Consider the following 15,796-nt stretch of genomic DNA (forward strand, 5'->3'; position numbering starts at 1 on the left):
GTAAATTTCTAATTCACGTTTTTTTACTTACTTACTAACGAGAATTCATATTTACCGGAATTGATTTGAAATATTATTAAATCTTTATTTTCTGTTATTATTTCTATGTTTTTATCATCGTTGGAAATTTGATTTATGCCAAAAATTTTATCCATTATTTTTTTTTGCAACAAAACTTCCGCACTTGAATTTATTGGGATTTGAACGGTCAATTTAATCGAATCAACTGATTTTATCCAATTAACAGAAATTGCGCCGTTGATTGTTTCTACTGAAGCATTGACAAAATTCAAATTATCCGTAAAATATGGTTTTATTAAAATATTTTTGCTTCCTATAGAATTTTCGCTAAAATTTATCCCCGCTAAAGTTTTATAGAAAAACGCGTCAATGCTGCCTGTCATTACATGATTGTGTGATTGTTTCAAAGTCCAGAATTCACACATAGTAGTATATTTTTCAACCATTTCACTCCAGCTCGGGTATCCGGTTTGAGTCGCAAGCAAATAAGCAATATCTTCCTTTCCGTTCTGCGCTAAAACATCAATCATATATTTTGATCCCAAAACTCCGGTAGTTAAATGTCCATTATTTTTCTCAACAATATCTTTAATTAAATTATCCAGTATTGTAATTTTATCACGTTCAGGTGCAAGTCCCAAATACAAAGGAAATGAATTCGCCATTTGGCTTCCGTCATTGTAGTTTTTCGTTTCCTTATGGTAAAATTTTTCATTAAAAGTTTTTTTGATTTTTTCGGCGGCATCTATAAAGTATTTTTGATCTTCACTAAAGTTCAGCTTTTCCGCAATTTCGGATAGAATAACCGCATTCCAATAATAAAATGCAGTTGGTACCGACTCCGGTTCGCCTTCTTTCCAGCCATTTACTAAACTTCCCCAATCTCCAATCCATCCTTTCTTTATGATAAAGTTATCCGCTATTGAATTTAAAAAGTCAAAATATTTTTTCATCGCAGGATAATGAATTTTTAAAATTTCCTCATCGCCGAAATATTTATAATATTTCCAAACTAATATCAAATAAGTTGAACTCCATTCAACTCCTTCATCCCAAATATAAGGACGAGGCGAAATAATAGGAATATCACCATCTGAATTCTGATTCAATCTAATTCCATTCAGCCAATTCATATAAAATTGGGGCATGTCGAAATTGTAAAGAGCTTCCTCAATTGTAACTTGAGCATCTCCAAACCATCCCAAGCGCTCATCTCTTTGCGGACAATCTGAGGGATATCCTAAAATATTACTTTTTTGCGACCAAACAGTAGCGCGATGAATTTTATTAAGAGTCTCATTACTGCATTCAAACCTTCCGGTATTTTCAACGGCAGTATGCAGAACTTGACCTTCTATATTTCTAATTTCAAAATCACTATCGCTTGATACTTCAACGTATTTGAAACCAAAGAATGTAAATCTCGGTTGAAATATTTGGATTGTATCACTGTTTAACTTTATTACGTATTGAGCTTTTGCGTTTTCATTACTGGTAATATCAATATTTCCATCGAAGAAAATATCTTCGGCAAACTGCAATTTAATTTGCGAATTCTTATTTCCTTTGATCTCAATTTTAACCCAACCAGCAAAGTTTTGTCCAAAATCATATACTATTTTTTTATCATTAATAACATTTTTTTTGATTGGTAATAATTTGTGCATTACTTTTATTGCCGGCATTGTATGCGATTTTAATTCGCCGCCAGGAGATTGAAGCACTTTAACATTTTTCCAATGTGAATCGTCGAAAGATATTTTATTCCAATCTTTTTTTTCAAGATTAGAATCATAAATTTCTCCGTCATATATACAACTATAAGTAACGGGACCGTCTGCGTATTTCCAATCTTCGTTTGTGGTAAAAATTTCTTCAGAACCGTTTTCATATTCAATAACTAATTGCATTATAGCCCGTTTGGCGCCAAACCACTGCATTCTATATGGCTGCCACCATTTTTTATAAGGATTGAACCAGCCGTTGCCTAAATGAATTCCAAAGGAATTTTTTCCTTTCAGTAATTCATTTGCAACGTCATAAGTATCATATAAAATTTCCTTTCTGTAATTTGTTTTTGCGGGTGATAAATAATGATCTCCAATCCTATTTCCATTGATGTAAAATTCGTAATATCCCAATCCGGTAATAAAAACTCTTGCAGTTTTAATTTTGTCTTTTATAAATAAATCATTCCTAAGCAGAAGCGATCTGCCGTTGTGAATTACTGTATCCGGTAATTTATATTGTTCTTTTGGGTCTTGAAAAAATCCTGTTTCAGGGAAATATTCCTTTTTAGAATTTTCGCCAATCCATTTTGCTTTCCATAATGTCGGCTCAAGCAAAGACGTCCAAAATTCAGTAGTATCACTAACAAATTCTTTTGAGGATTTATCCCAAACTTTAACAAACCAAAAATATTTTGAATTGCTTTTTAGTTTTTTACCTGAATAATATAACTGAGAATTTTGCGGTGAATCTATTTTACCCGAATTCCAAATTTCAATTTTATCTTTTTGGGTAAATACAATTATTTGATATGCGGTTTGAAGCTGACCATTTTCATTGGATCTTAAAGTCCAACTGAATCTTGGATTATAGGTATCAATATTATTTGGTGCAGAAAGGTATTCACATTTTAAATTTTCTACTTTAACAACACCTTGAGAAAAGACGAAATTATTTTGAAAAAATAAAAAATGAATACCTAATAAAAGAGAATAAAAAATCTTAAAATTATTCTGCACAATTATCAAGCTATTCCCGGCACGTGAATTATCTTTTCAATATTTACTTTGCCGAGTTCATATACATCCGGTCCTAATTTAAGATCCGAATTCATAACTTCATCCCAAGTTACTTCTTTACCGGTGTACGCGGAGATTCTTCCCATTATTGCGCACATTGTTGATACGGCTGTATTTTCAGCTTCAACATAAGGTTTGTTTTCTCTAATTGCCGTAACAAGATCAATATGCTCTTGAACATAAGGCGAAACTTTTACTGATTCATTTTTTTCAACGCCTTCAATCTTTGGATATTGATATTCCCAAATTATATCTCCCTTTGGATTAAAAATAGTATTTCTACAATTTGTATATCCTTGAGATCCAAATACCAATTCTGAAACATTATCCGTACATCCATTAATTTGTCGGCACATACTATGAACGTGCATTCCGTTATCATATTCAAAATCAACGCTGAAATTATCATATTGATCGCCTGTAACACGTCTTTGTCTCGATCCGAAACCAACCGCTTTGATTGGATGTTTTTCCGTAAACCAATTGATTACATCTATATTGTGAACATGTTGTTCAACAATATGATCACCTGAAAGCCATGTCCAATTTACCCAATCGCGAATCATATATTCCATTTCCGCCCATTCGGGTTGAGCGTTTCTGTACCATAACTGACTTTGATTCCAATAACAGTTAGCTGAAACTATATCACCAATTTTACCTTCAAAAATTTCTTTAAATGTCGCAACATAATCTCTTTGATGTCTTCGTTGCGTGCCTGTGCCAACAACCAAGCCCAATGCTTCCGCTTTTTTTGAAGTTGCGATAACCGATCTTGCGCCAACAGGATCAACGGCTACAGGTTTTTCCATAAATACATGTTTTCTAGCGCTAACGGCTGCTTCAAAATGCAATGGGCGAAAATGAGGCGGAGTAGCAAGAATAACAACGTCAACTCCTGAATTTATTACTTTTTCAAACGCGTCAAATCCTACAAAACAGTTTTCATCAGGAACAACCTGCTGTTTTTCCGTTTTAATTTTTTCTTTACATCCTTCCAATCGATCTTGAAAAACATCTCCAAGCGCATGAATTTTCAAATTAGGTCCGGCACTTAGAAAATCAATTGCGGCACCGGTTCCTCTGCCACCACATCCTATCAATCCTGCTTTTAATTCTTTTCCGTCAGGGGCTTGATCAAGAAACTTTTTTTCATCCATTGTTCGTTTCTTTTCAGAAACCGTGTTGCATCCAACAATAATTCCCGTTGCGGCTAAAGCTCCAATATTGATAAAATCTCTTCTGTTAAATTTTTCAGACATCTTTTACCTCTTTGCTTTTTTATAGATTTATTTGATTAAGCGAAAATTTTCAGTTATTAAATTCGCAAACAACTCTAAATCCAACATCCTTGGAATCCGAATACCACCATAAACTTTTTGGGATTTGAGGATCGGTTCTAAGCCATGCTTTTTGGTTTGTTGATTCTCTTGCCGTAATTCTCAAATCAACCGCATCGCTTAAATAAGAACCGCCGCGAATAACAAATTCATCTCCACTTCCGGGTCCTATAGGATCTTTAATGTTTTTCTGATTTTTATAAATTTCGTGAATATTTTCTGAATAATAATCCGAGCAAAATTCTTTTACATTTCCCAAAGTATTTATCAATCCAAATGGATTAGGCTTTACGGAATTTGGTGTATTCGTTTTATTTAAGCTGTTCTCTTTATAAATACAATAAGAATTAATATTGCTGGTATCCGCTCCGAATAAAGATTTCCAAAATCCTTCACTGGTAAAATCGGATGGACTGCCTTCAAAAAAGTAAGGACCTTTTGTATTTCCGCGAGCGGCATATTCCCACTCCGCTTCAGTTGGAAGTCTGTATTTTTTTCCAGTCTTTTTCGATAACCATTCACAATATTTTATTGCAGCATAATGTGTCATTGTAATTGCGGGTCTTAAATTTTTGCCCCAACCCTGACCCGGATCACCGTATGGCGGAGTTGGTCCCGTTATTGCGTCAACATCTTTATTTTGTTTAGCTTTTATAATTTGATCTTCCGTTCTTCCTTCAGTACCTGTTTCTTTCATAAAAGTAATATATTCATTCCAGGTAATTTCGGTTTTGCCAATCCAAAATTTACTTAATGAAACTTCATTAGCGGGAATTTCATTAGCTTTTTTTATTTCTTCTTGATCGTCCGTTCCAAATAAAAATTTTCCTGATGGGATTGCGATCATTTCAAAATTAATACTTGTACCCGGAATTTTTTCAATAAAATTTTCAAACTTATCAACTTTAGCAGCTTCCGAGTACATTTCTTTTTGGTCTGAAATGACTGAAAGCTCAACTTTCTTTTCGTGATAATGACCTGTTTCAAGATGGCAATTGATACACAAAACTTCTTCTTTATGTTGATCAAAATAAAGATGAGCGTCCTGACCTTTTTTGTTCAATTCCGGCGGAAATAAATTTTTATGACAATTCAAACATCCTTCTTGATAAACGTGTTTTTCGGCAAATTCACGCTGTGACATTTTATCCCAATTAAAATCGGAAGAATCTTTGAAAATATAGCCGTACAAATCTCTCATACCAGTAGTTGCTTTCGCGTAAAATTTATCAATACCGCTGGGAGGCAAATGGCAGTCAACACAATTAACGGTTACTCCGCTTTCATTAAAAACATGGGGACCAATTTTCCAGCTTTGAGTTGCCTGCGGATGAACATGGCATGATTCGCAAAATTCGTTTGTGGAAGATTCTTCGTAAGCATAATTTAACGCGTAATAAATTATCATTCCCAATAAAAGGAAAAATATTTTTGAAAATTTAGGACTGTTTTTTAGGAATTTGAATTTCATAATTTTTAGTCAATAGGTTCAATATATATTTCTTTAAACTCAATCGGTTTACCTTCACTTTGAAAAGCAATGGCGCCGGAATTTAAAGTACACTCTGTTGCTTTATTTTGAAAAACGTTATTTACGTTAAGTGTTATTGAATTATCATTACAAATAATTTCATATTTGTTCCATTCTCCGGGAGTATTTTCGCTGTTCTTATTCTGTTTCTCCAATCTTCTGGATTCTTTGTCAACCAATTCTTTAAAATCCGAGCCGCTTATAACATAAAAATCTCCGGCGTTTTCCGACATTAATTGTGCTTCAATACTTTTAGGCCAAACCTGATCGGGTAATTGGCAATGGAGCATAACACCGCTGTTACCCGGTTCCGAAGGCCATCTCCAAATAACTGTCAGTTTATAATTAGCGTATTCGTTTTTTGTTCTAAGATAACCGATTGGATTTCCAGTACAATGTATAATTCCCTCTGAAATTTTCCAGATTTCATCAGCGTTTACATTTTTATCCGAAAAATATTTAATCCAATTTTTAAAATCTTTACCATTCCATAATTCAATTTTCTTATCGGGAATAATTATATTCGAATTCTTAAAATTTACTTTATTTAATGAGCAACATGAAACGAGAGTAAAAGAAAATCCAAAAATCCATAAATATATTTTATGCATTTTTCCCTCACACATTTATTTAAAAATCATCACATTTTCTGTATGCTTCAATAACGGCATTTTCACCTTCTTTCCCTTCTTTACTTTTGCCGTGCTCCATTCCCAATATACCTTTGTAACCTTTTTTATAAATATGCTCAAAAACATTCTTATAATTTATTTCGCCTGTTGTAGGTTCATTTCTGCCTGGATTATCACCCATTTGGAAATATGCAATTTCATCCCAAGCCGCGTCAATATTAGGAATTAAATTTCCTTCGGTAACTTGCTGATGATATAAATCATCCAAAATTTTACATGAAGGACTGTTTACTGCTTTACAGATTTGATATGCCTGCGAGATCTTTTTCAAAAACAATCCCGGATGATTGTAAAAATTTAATGGTTCCAAAACCATAACTAATCCGTGAGGTTCTAAAATTGCGCACGCTTGTTTAAGAGACTCAACAACATTTGAAGTCTGATAATCCATTTCGAGCCTAAGATCTACGTGTCCCGGCACAACCGTCATCCAAGTCGCGTTTACTCTTTTGGCAACTTCCACCGATTCTTTAATACCTTGCAAAAATTCATCTCTTAATTCTTTATTTCCATTTGTTAAGTTTGGTTTATCCCAATAAATATTATGAGCAACAAAAACACCCATAGATAAATTCAGTCTTTTCATTTCTTTTGCAATTTGATTCTGCTCTTCAATGCTTTTGGATTTCATCCCATTATCTTCCAACGCAGTAAATCCTTGATCGGAAATATATTTAAGTTGGTCTATGTAATTCTTTCCGGCACTATTTTCAAACATTCCAAAATGCGGGGCAAATTTCATCTTAAATTTTTTGTTTTCACTTTGTGAACTCGGATTTGATTTTGCTAGAATGTCATTGACACCTATCGATAATCCTGCCGCGGTTAATGATGCAGCTTTAATAAAATTTCTTCTTCCATATTTTTTTAAGTTTGTACTATTTTTAATTTTCATTTTAACCTCAGTTTTGAAAAATCATTTTTAGAGATTCTAATATCCGGTTTGATTTTTGGGTTTGATGTTTTCATTTTGTAAATGAATTTGTCCTATTTTTTGTAATAATAATGAAAACGATTGTTTAACACAAATAATAAAGAAACTGACTACAAAATTTTATAATTTGTATTTGTGTTTATTAAAATAGCATTTTATAATTATATAATTTCAATAAAATCTACAAAAAAAATTGAAAAATTTTATTAATAAAAACAAAAGTCTTCTTATAAATTTGGCATTGTTACTTGGAACAATTTTAATTCTAATTTTTATTGCTGAAATAACTCTCAGATTTTTTTACAAACCGCTTAATTCCGGCTGGGGCTGGAATGATTCACCTAGAAGAGACCTTTCTAATGAAGTAAATGATTATCCCAATCAATTGGGTTTGCGCGGACAAAAAATCAAATATGATAGCAACGATTTTGTAATTTTAATTTTGGGTGACAGTCAAGTTGAAGCTGCGACTTCATTAAGAGATAAGATGCCCGAAATATTATTGGAAAATGATTTAAATGTATTAAACAATCGACCGGTAAAAGTTTTTTCACTTGCGGCATCGGGCTGGGGACAAGATCAGCAATTAATTGCATTAGAAAAATATTTTAAATCTTATCGCGCGGATTTAATTTTGATTTGGGCAACTCCCAAAAACGACTTTTGGGAAAATACTTTTCCAGATAGAAACGTTGGAATATTGGCAGGTCACTTAAAACCAACATTTAAAATTTTAAACAATGAATTGGATGGTCCATATTATCAAGGAAATTCTTATTATAAGCATAGCTCTTTACTTCAGCTTTTTTTTACCGCCTTGCAAAATTATAAGAAAAAAACTATTGAACAATTGATTTTAGATGATTGGTATTATGAACTGCCGAAACCACACAAAAGGATAAATAATAATCACGTTAAATCATTTGAAATTGATCTTAACAAGTATTCAGAAAATATTTTACAGTTAGCCGATTCAAACAATATTACAATTTTGACTTACGAAAATTTTATTGATGGGAGAAGTCATTTTTCTCCCTACATTATTCCTAATTCACCAAGGGATAAATATTCAATTCAAATAACTAAATTGATATACAGTAAAATCAATGAAATATGTAAATTAAATAAAGCCGAAATGTTTGTATTTTATCCAATTAGAAATGACTTTGATATTGTGAATAGAAATTGTGTAAAGTATGTTAAAAGTTATTATCATCCGGAAAATTATTTTAAAGTTGATCTTAATTTTATCGATAAAATAAAAGCAGTTGTTCCAAATGAAAACTTGTTAACTTTTCAAATTGTGGGCGGAGATGATATTTGTGTTGATTTTAAAGACCGCCATTTAAACGATTTGGGAAATGAGCGAGTTATGAAAAACCTTGCAAATTTTATTTCTGTAAAATTCCTAAATTAAAAATAGAACATATAAGTAAAATTATTGATGGAGATATTATGAAACTGACAATTCCAATGATGTTTGAAGAAAGTGTAAAAAAATTTCCAAATAACATTTTAATGCTGGAAAAAATCGATGGCAAATATTCGGGCACGACATATAAAGAAATGCATAAACTTATTTACAATTTCAGCGCGGGCTTATTGAAATTGGGATTAAAAAAAGGCGATCGCGCAGCTTTGATTAGTGAAGGCAGAAATGATTGGGTGATGAGTGAAATGGCAATTGTTTATTTAGGCGCTATTAATGTTCCTATTTCCGTTAAGATCGATGAATTAAACGATTTGAAATTTCGTTTAGCTCATTCAGGTTGTAAATTTGTAATTGTTTCAAAAACCCAGTTAGATAAAATAAGAAAAATTGAAATTGATTTGCCCGAATTGGAAAAAGTAATTGTTCTTGATGAAATTAATTCAAAAAATGAAAATGAACTTTCCAAAAATGAAGTATTAAGATTAGGAGAAGAATTTCTTAAAAATAATTCCGAAGATTTTAAAAATATTTGGCAATCGGTAAAGGGCGATGATTACGCAAATATATGTTATACTTCGGGAACAACAGCTGACCCGAAAGGAATTATTCTTACTCATAGAAATTATACGGCCAATGTTGAGCAGGCAACGGCAATCTTCCCTATTCCCGAATATTATTCTTCACTTTTAATTTTGCCATGGGATCATTCATTTGCTCATACCGCGGGAATTTATCTTTTAATGAAAAATGGCGCTAGTATGTCTTCGGTTCAAGTTGGAAACACTCCATTAGAAACTTTAAAAAATATTCCGGTTAATATTAAAGAAGCAAAACCTGTATTCATCTTGAGCGTTCCTGCGCTTGCTAAAAATTTCAGAAAGAATATTGAAGCAGGTATTAAATCAAAAGGAGCAAAAGTCGAAGCATTGTTTAACAAAGCTCTTAAATTAGGATATGAATTAAACGGCGATGGTTTTAGGAAAGCAAAAGGAATAAGCAAATTAAAACTGCCTCTATATAAATTTTATGATAAAATTTTATTCAGTAAAATAAGACAGAATTTTGGAGGTAAATTAGAATTCTTCATAGGCGGCGGAGCTTTATTAGATATAGAATTACAAAGATTTTTTTATGCCATAGGAATCCCAATGTTTCAAGGATACGGTTTAAGCGAAGCCGCGCCAATAATTTCGGCTAATGTTCCGTGCTTACATAAAATGGGTTCTTCAGGACAAATAGTTAAGAATTTATTAGTGAAAATTGTTGATGAAGACGGGGTTGAACTTCCGCAAGGAGAAAAAGGAGAAATTATTTGCAAAGGTGAAAATGTTATGGCAGGATATTGGAAAAATGATAAAGCTACTTCGGAAACAATTAAAAATAGCTGGCTTTATACAGGTGATATGGGATACTTAGATTCTGACGGATTTTTATATGTTCTTGGAAGATTTAAAAGTTTATTAATTGCGAGCGACGGAGAAAAATTCAGTCCCGAAGGAATTGAGGAAGCGCTTGTAGATCAATCTCCTTTCATTGAACAAGTAATGCTTTATAATAACCAATCTCCATATACTGCCGCGCTATTGTTCCCAAATAAAAATTCTTTGTTGGAAGAAATTAAAAAGAAAGGATTACAAATAAATACAGATGAAGGGAAAAAAGAAATTATTAATATCCTTCAAGGTGAAATTGACAAATATAAAAAAGGCGGAATATACGAAGGCATGTTCCCCGAAAGATGGCTTCCCGCCGCGGTTGGAATTTTAGGCGAAGGATTTACCGAACAAAATAAATTCTTGAACAGCACACTTAAAATGGTTAGAGGAAAAATTACTGAATTTTATAGTAACAGACTTGAATTCTTGTTTTCAGCCGAAGGGAAAAATATGAATAATGCTCAGAATAATCATATTTTGTCTCATTGGTCTAATTAAATAATAATTAAATAATTTATGGATTATTTTATGAAACATCATCAAGCAATAAAATTACTTGTATTTATTTTTTTAATTTCATTTAATTTTTTAACCGCACAAAAAATATATAAACATGATGAACCAATGTGGAAACAAGTCGAAGACAAAGTCTATCTTCAAGAATTTTCGGAAAAAATTATTACAAACGGAGATGTTGCTTCAATTGTAAATTTTAATAATGAATTTTATATTGTAATGAAAAATGAAATTTATGCCTTGCGGCAGAGCAAAATTCAAAAACTAAACGACTCACCGAAAGATGTAATCAAACTTATATCGCTTGATAATTCTTTATGGGCAATTACAAAAAACGGTTTATTTAAATTTAAAACCGATTGGAAGTTAATTGATAAAAATATTTTTGTTGATTTGTGCCTGCACAACAATAAAGTATACGCCGCCACAAATGACGATGTATTTGTTATAGAAAACAATATACTTAAAAATATTAAACCTGAAGGCGGTTATTATTCAAGCAATATGACAATGCTAATGGAAGATGGAACACAGCTTCATGCTGATCCGGTTGAAATTGGACCGGTTCAGAAATTGACTTCTTACAGCGGAACGCTCTATATTCTTCGTTATGGTGAATTAGCTTTGTTCGACGGAAAAATTATTAATCAAGATTTTATTGATTGGGGTAAACTTCCTTCAAGAAATACTACTGATATTTTAACCTTGGGAAATAAAATTTATATAAGCACAGATAGAGGTTTGGGCGAATTGCGCGGCGCAACATTATCAGCAATTACTGGAAAAGACGGTTTGCCTTATGAAAAAACGACTTGTATGGAAAAAGGTTTTGATAATGATTTATGGATAGGAACACAAAATGGGGCTATAAGAATGTTAGAAAATGATTGGCAATTTTTCGGAGCGGATAATTGGCTGCCTGGAGAATATGTAAATGAAATTGCCGTTGGGAATGATAAAGTTTGCATCGCTACAAATAAAGGTGTGGGAATAATTACCTATGAACCTTTCACTTTGCAGAAGAAAGCTGATTATTTTGAGAAGCATCTTGAAAATTGGGAACATAAAAGATTGGGTTTCATACATATGCTGTACAAAAGAGATAAAAAATGGATAAGGGAAATAAGCGATAACGACGGCGGACATACAGCACCGTATCTAGCTGCAATGTGCTATAAATATTTAGCAACAGGCGACGAATCTGCAAAACAGGAAGCTCTAAATTCATTTTATGCTATGATCTGGCTTGAAAAAATAACACCGATCGATGGTTTTATTGCACGCGCTATATGGTCGGCAACCGGCGATGATGATGATAGAAGTACCCAAGGCAGCGGCGGTTTACCGGCTAAATGGTATAAAACCGAAGACGGCAAATGGTATTGGAAAGGCGACACTTCAAGCGACGAAATAATGGCTCACTTTTATGCTGTCTCCCTTTTTCACGATTTAATAGCTGAAGGCAAAGAAAAAAAATTAGCTAAGGAACATATAGAAAAAATTGCCGGTTATATTGTTGACAATGGATGGAAACTAATTGATATGGATGGAAAACCAACTCGCTGGGGACGATGGGACGCAGGTTATCTTTTAAATCCATACGGCTGGGTTGATAAAGGGTTAAACGGACTTGAAGCTCAAGCAATTGCTAAATCCGCGTTGGCCGTTTCCGGTGATAATAAATTTGTTAATGCTTTTCAGCAATTAGTTGATTGGGGTTATTTAAATTATACAGTAAGACAGAAGAATACCTTCCCGCCTGAAAATATAGCGCCATGGGATGACAATTTAGCATTTTGGTCATATTTTACTTTATTAAGATATGTTGATGATCCGGTGCTTCAATCAATTTATTTAAGAAGTCTTGAACGATCCTGGGAAACAAAGAGAATTGAACATTCTTCTTGGTATAATTTTTCATATGGAGTAATGACAGGAAACGAATGCGAAGAAGAAAAAGCAGTTGATTACTTAAGATCATGGACTCTAAACTGTATTGAGTATAATTATACAAATTCTCATAGAGACGATCTTTTTGTTGAACCCGGCTATGTTTCGTATGAAGGCGGAACTAAGTTAATTAACCCGCGAGAATCCTCCGGAAATAGAAATTCATTTAATCTAGACGGCAGATCAAACGGGAACAGAGTTATGGATCCAACTGACTTTATTCATGATTATTGGATGGGAAGATATTTTGGTTTAATCTCTACGCCAAAATCTAACGATGAAAATTTAACTTCGTGCAAAAATTTTAAAAAAGAAAATTTGGGCGCAAGTAAATATATGGGAGATAAAAGGCCGGTAATAAATTAATATTTTAAAAAATATTACTAATAAATCCTTTTTCTTTTAGATATTCAAAAGCGAATTTACGAACAGTTTTAAGTTCGTAAAGAGTATGAGAATCGCTGTTGACATAAATAAAATTTGCAATTGAAAGCATTTGGTGCAATTTTTTTAAGTTGGTTCTGTTTGTTGAAAGATTTGCCCCGTTTACTTCCAACGCTACATTATATTTATTGCATAATTCTGTTACCGCGACAATGTCAACATTATCTCCGTGATAAACGGAACAAGGGTGGCCTAAAAATTTAATTTTATCGTGAAACCTCTCAATAGCATTTAAATATGCTTGAGTTATGGTATTTGAATCTTCTTGATACGGAGGATTTTGATGAGTAGATAATACAATAAAATCAGACTCTTCCCCTTGAATATCCATACAAACATCTCCTTTGGAATTTAAAATATCGGCTTCAATTCCAAATTTAACTTCAACGTCATTAAAAACATTCTGCCATCGTTTTATTATACCACGGTATGATTTTCGAGGAAAATTCCGAGAATCCAAATATGCTTGGTCATGATCTGTAATCGCTATTTTCGTTAAACCAATTTCGCCAGCAAATTTTACAATTTCGTCAATTGTATTTAATCCGTCAGAATAATTTATAGAATGGATATGATAATCTTCATTTCCAGGGTTAAGAATTTCCATAAGTTCTAAGTGTCTAATAGAATTTTAAGTTTTCCGTCATCTGTAAACCAATGTTTTGCGGCTAATTCAAGTCCGTAAATTTCTTCCAAAGATAATTTTCTTGGATATCGTGTAAGTGGTTTTATCGGTACTCCCCTTTTACTAATTAAATATTTCACTCCCATCGGATGAACCGATCTTTGAGCCATTTCCATTCCGCAAAGTGCATTATTTAATTTATCCGCAAGCGGGTCATTCATTTTACCGAGCTCATAAACTTTTACAACGAGATCAGGCATCCAATTTGCGGCGATGTTCATAGAACCAGGCGTTCCATATTTAATAGATTCAAGTAAATAAGGAACGTTAGCCTGCAGATGAGCAAAATTTGTCGATGAAGTAATATCAGTTATTTTCTTTATCTTATCAAGTTCACAGCTTGTTTCTTTATAAGCAAAAAACTTACCCGTTTCCGCAATTTTTTTTATTAAATCGAAACCTAGATAATATCTTCTGGGAACCGGACATTCATAAATGCCAAGTTTAATATTTGTTTTTTCTGCAATTGTCAAATAATATTTTTCGAGCTCTTCATCGGTATTCAAATATTCAGGAACGGTCAACATAACAATATCAGCACCGGTATCTGAAACTTTTTTAATGAATTCAAGATGTTCATTAACATTTTTACCAAAATTTCCGGTTCCTACAACAGGTATTTTACCGTTAACTATTTTTACCGCATCGGAAATTAATTTTAACCTTTCAGCTTCAGTCAGTTCAAACATTTCACTCGACTGACAATTAGCATATATTCCTCCAAGGTTGAAAGTCATATACCATTCAATCATTTTTTGATAACCATTGAAGTCAATGGTTAAATCATCATTATAAGGAGTAATTAAAACCGGATAAATACCTTTGTATGTTCTTTCATTTTGATCCATTAAATTTCCTTTTCAATAATTATATAAAATTTTATTTAATCAGAGTTTGATATAACGCCAATAAAAAATCTCGGTTATCCGCGGAAAGATATTTCATTGTTCCGCCCATTCTGTTAAACGTCTTTAAATATCTTAAATAATATGCGGGATTTGTGATTGGCGGTTCGCCTTTTGACCAATCCCATGTTGCTTCTGCAAGATCTACAATTAGCATAAAATGATTATCGATATGCTCTTTATTTTGAATGTGCAAATTCTGCGACATAGACAAAGATTTTTCAAAGATCATTGGAGACATAACCGCGGAACCGACCGACATATAAACTCCATTTTCAATATTATTTACAGAATTAGCATAAGTTAGAAAATCCCTTTGTGCCGCACGCCCAATTGCCGCTCCGTAATTAAATGGATGCGTGTAAATAATATCGTGACCGAACATTGGATGGCTTGTAAACGGAATACCATATTTATAAGCCGCCGCTTGTACACAATATTTTTTATACGGAAACTTTATTTTCATCCAGCCGGATTGTAAATTGAAATCACTTTTAATTTTTAAGAGATCAATTGCCGCGGCAGATCTTTCTAGATCATTATTGTAATTATTTACTATCTCAGCAATTTCATCATTCGAAGGAATATTGACGCCTTCATTTTCAATCATACTGCCGACAGATTCGCCGTATCCTTTTCCTTCAAAGGCTCCGACAATTATAGCGAGATTTAAATACTTTCCCGTTTCTTCCCAAATTCCAAATTGCCCTAACTTAACATTTGCCTTTACATCTTCACTGCTTAATCCTTGAAACGCAAATTCCCAATCATGAATAATTCCTGCGCCGTTTGTCGCCAAATGAGTTATCCACTTTTCCTCTAATAGTTTAATTAATGTCGGGGCCATTCCATTTTTAATTGTATGTGCTCCCATTGTTAACATTACTGAAGCTTTGTTCTCGTGGGCAAATTTAATCCTTTCGGCTGTAAGTTCTATTAATTCTAGGAATTCTGCTGATTTGTTCTTCGGCTCAGAATCGATCGGAACATGATCATTTTCAATAATCACCTTATTCAATCTTTCCGAAAGAGGTTTAATTAATAATTTATTTCTGTCAAATTGCGGAAACGGCATTTCTTACTCTAATAATTCAAACAATCAA

The 15,796-nt window shown here is 32.9% G+C and carries 11 protein-coding genes; 3 read left to right on the forward strand and 8 right to left on the reverse strand.

The annotated features are described in order from the left end of the window. Positions 1–23 precede the first annotated feature (23 nt). From IPK06_03570 to IPK06_03590, 5 genes are read right to left on the reverse strand one after another with little or no spacing between them, the layout of a single operon-like run. Positions 24–2,768: a family 78 glycoside hydrolase catalytic domain gene (locus IPK06_03570; protein MBK7979088.1), complete on the reverse strand. Its 2,745-nt coding sequence runs from the start codon at positions 2,766–2,768 to the stop codon at positions 24–26. 5 nt (positions 2,769–2,773) lie between these two features. After that, on the reverse strand, positions 2,774–4,090 hold the full coding sequence (locus IPK06_03575; protein MBK7979089.1) for a Gfo/Idh/MocA family oxidoreductase: 1,317 nt from the start codon (positions 4,088–4,090) through the stop codon (positions 2,774–2,776). Positions 4,091–4,139: 49 nt separating this feature from the next. Further along, positions 4,140–5,639 (reverse strand): SUMF1/EgtB/PvdO family nonheme iron enzyme, encoded by a 1,500-nt coding sequence (locus tag IPK06_03580; GenBank protein ID MBK7979090.1) that lies wholly within the window; start codon positions 5,637–5,639, stop codon positions 4,140–4,142. A 5-nt stretch (positions 5,640–5,644) separates the two neighbouring features. Then, positions 5,645–6,310: a DUF1080 domain-containing protein gene (locus IPK06_03585; protein ID MBK7979091.1), complete on the reverse strand. Its 666-nt coding sequence runs from the start codon at positions 6,308–6,310 to the stop codon at positions 5,645–5,647. 19 nt (positions 6,311–6,329) lie between these two features. Then, the gene (locus IPK06_03590) at positions 6,330–7,286 is read right to left on the reverse strand and encodes a TIM barrel protein (GenBank protein MBK7979092.1); all 957 of its coding nucleotides are present in this window, start codon (positions 7,284–7,286) and stop codon (positions 6,330–6,332) included. A gap of 232 nt (positions 7,287–7,518) precedes the next feature. Here IPK06_03590 and IPK06_03595 point away from each other — a divergent pair, with 232 nt between their 5' ends. The 3 genes from IPK06_03595 to IPK06_03605 are packed head-to-tail and all read left to right on the forward strand — an operon-like array spanning position 7,519 to position 13,025. Continuing rightward, a complete protein-coding gene (locus IPK06_03595; protein ID MBK7979093.1) occupies positions 7,519–8,742 on the forward strand; it encodes a hypothetical protein in 1,224 nt (407 codons plus the stop codon). Between the two features lie 38 nt (positions 8,743–8,780). Then, entirely contained in the window at positions 8,781–10,691 is a 1,911-nt protein-coding gene (locus tag IPK06_03600) for an AMP-binding protein (protein ID MBK7979094.1), read from the forward strand. Between the two features lie 30 nt (positions 10,692–10,721). Continuing rightward, positions 10,722–13,025, forward strand: a complete 2,304-nt coding sequence (locus IPK06_03605) for a hypothetical protein (GenBank protein ID MBK7979095.1) — start codon at positions 10,722–10,724, stop codon at positions 13,023–13,025. A 4-nt stretch (positions 13,026–13,029) separates the two neighbouring features. Here the strand turns inward: IPK06_03605 and IPK06_03610 are convergent, their stop codons facing one another. From IPK06_03610 to IPK06_03620, 3 genes are read right to left on the reverse strand one after another with little or no spacing between them, the layout of a single operon-like run. Beyond that, the gene (locus IPK06_03610) at positions 13,030–13,710 is read right to left on the reverse strand and encodes a PHP domain-containing protein (GenBank protein MBK7979096.1); all 681 of its coding nucleotides are present in this window, start codon (positions 13,708–13,710) and stop codon (positions 13,030–13,032) included. Between the two features lie 5 nt (positions 13,711–13,715). Continuing rightward, positions 13,716–14,636, reverse strand: coding sequence for a dihydrodipicolinate synthase family protein (locus IPK06_03615; protein MBK7979097.1), 921 nt, complete (start codon positions 14,634–14,636; stop codon positions 13,716–13,718). 31 nt (positions 14,637–14,667) lie between these two features. Then, complete coding sequence (locus tag IPK06_03620) at positions 14,668–15,768, reverse strand: hypothetical protein (protein ID MBK7979098.1); 1,101 nt, start codon at positions 15,766–15,768, stop codon at positions 14,668–14,670. Between the last annotated feature and the right edge of the window lie 28 nt (positions 15,769–15,796).

Source organism: Ignavibacteriota bacterium (assembly GCA_016713565.1).
Taxonomy (GTDB): domain Bacteria; phylum Bacteroidota; class Ignavibacteria; order Ignavibacteriales; family Melioribacteraceae.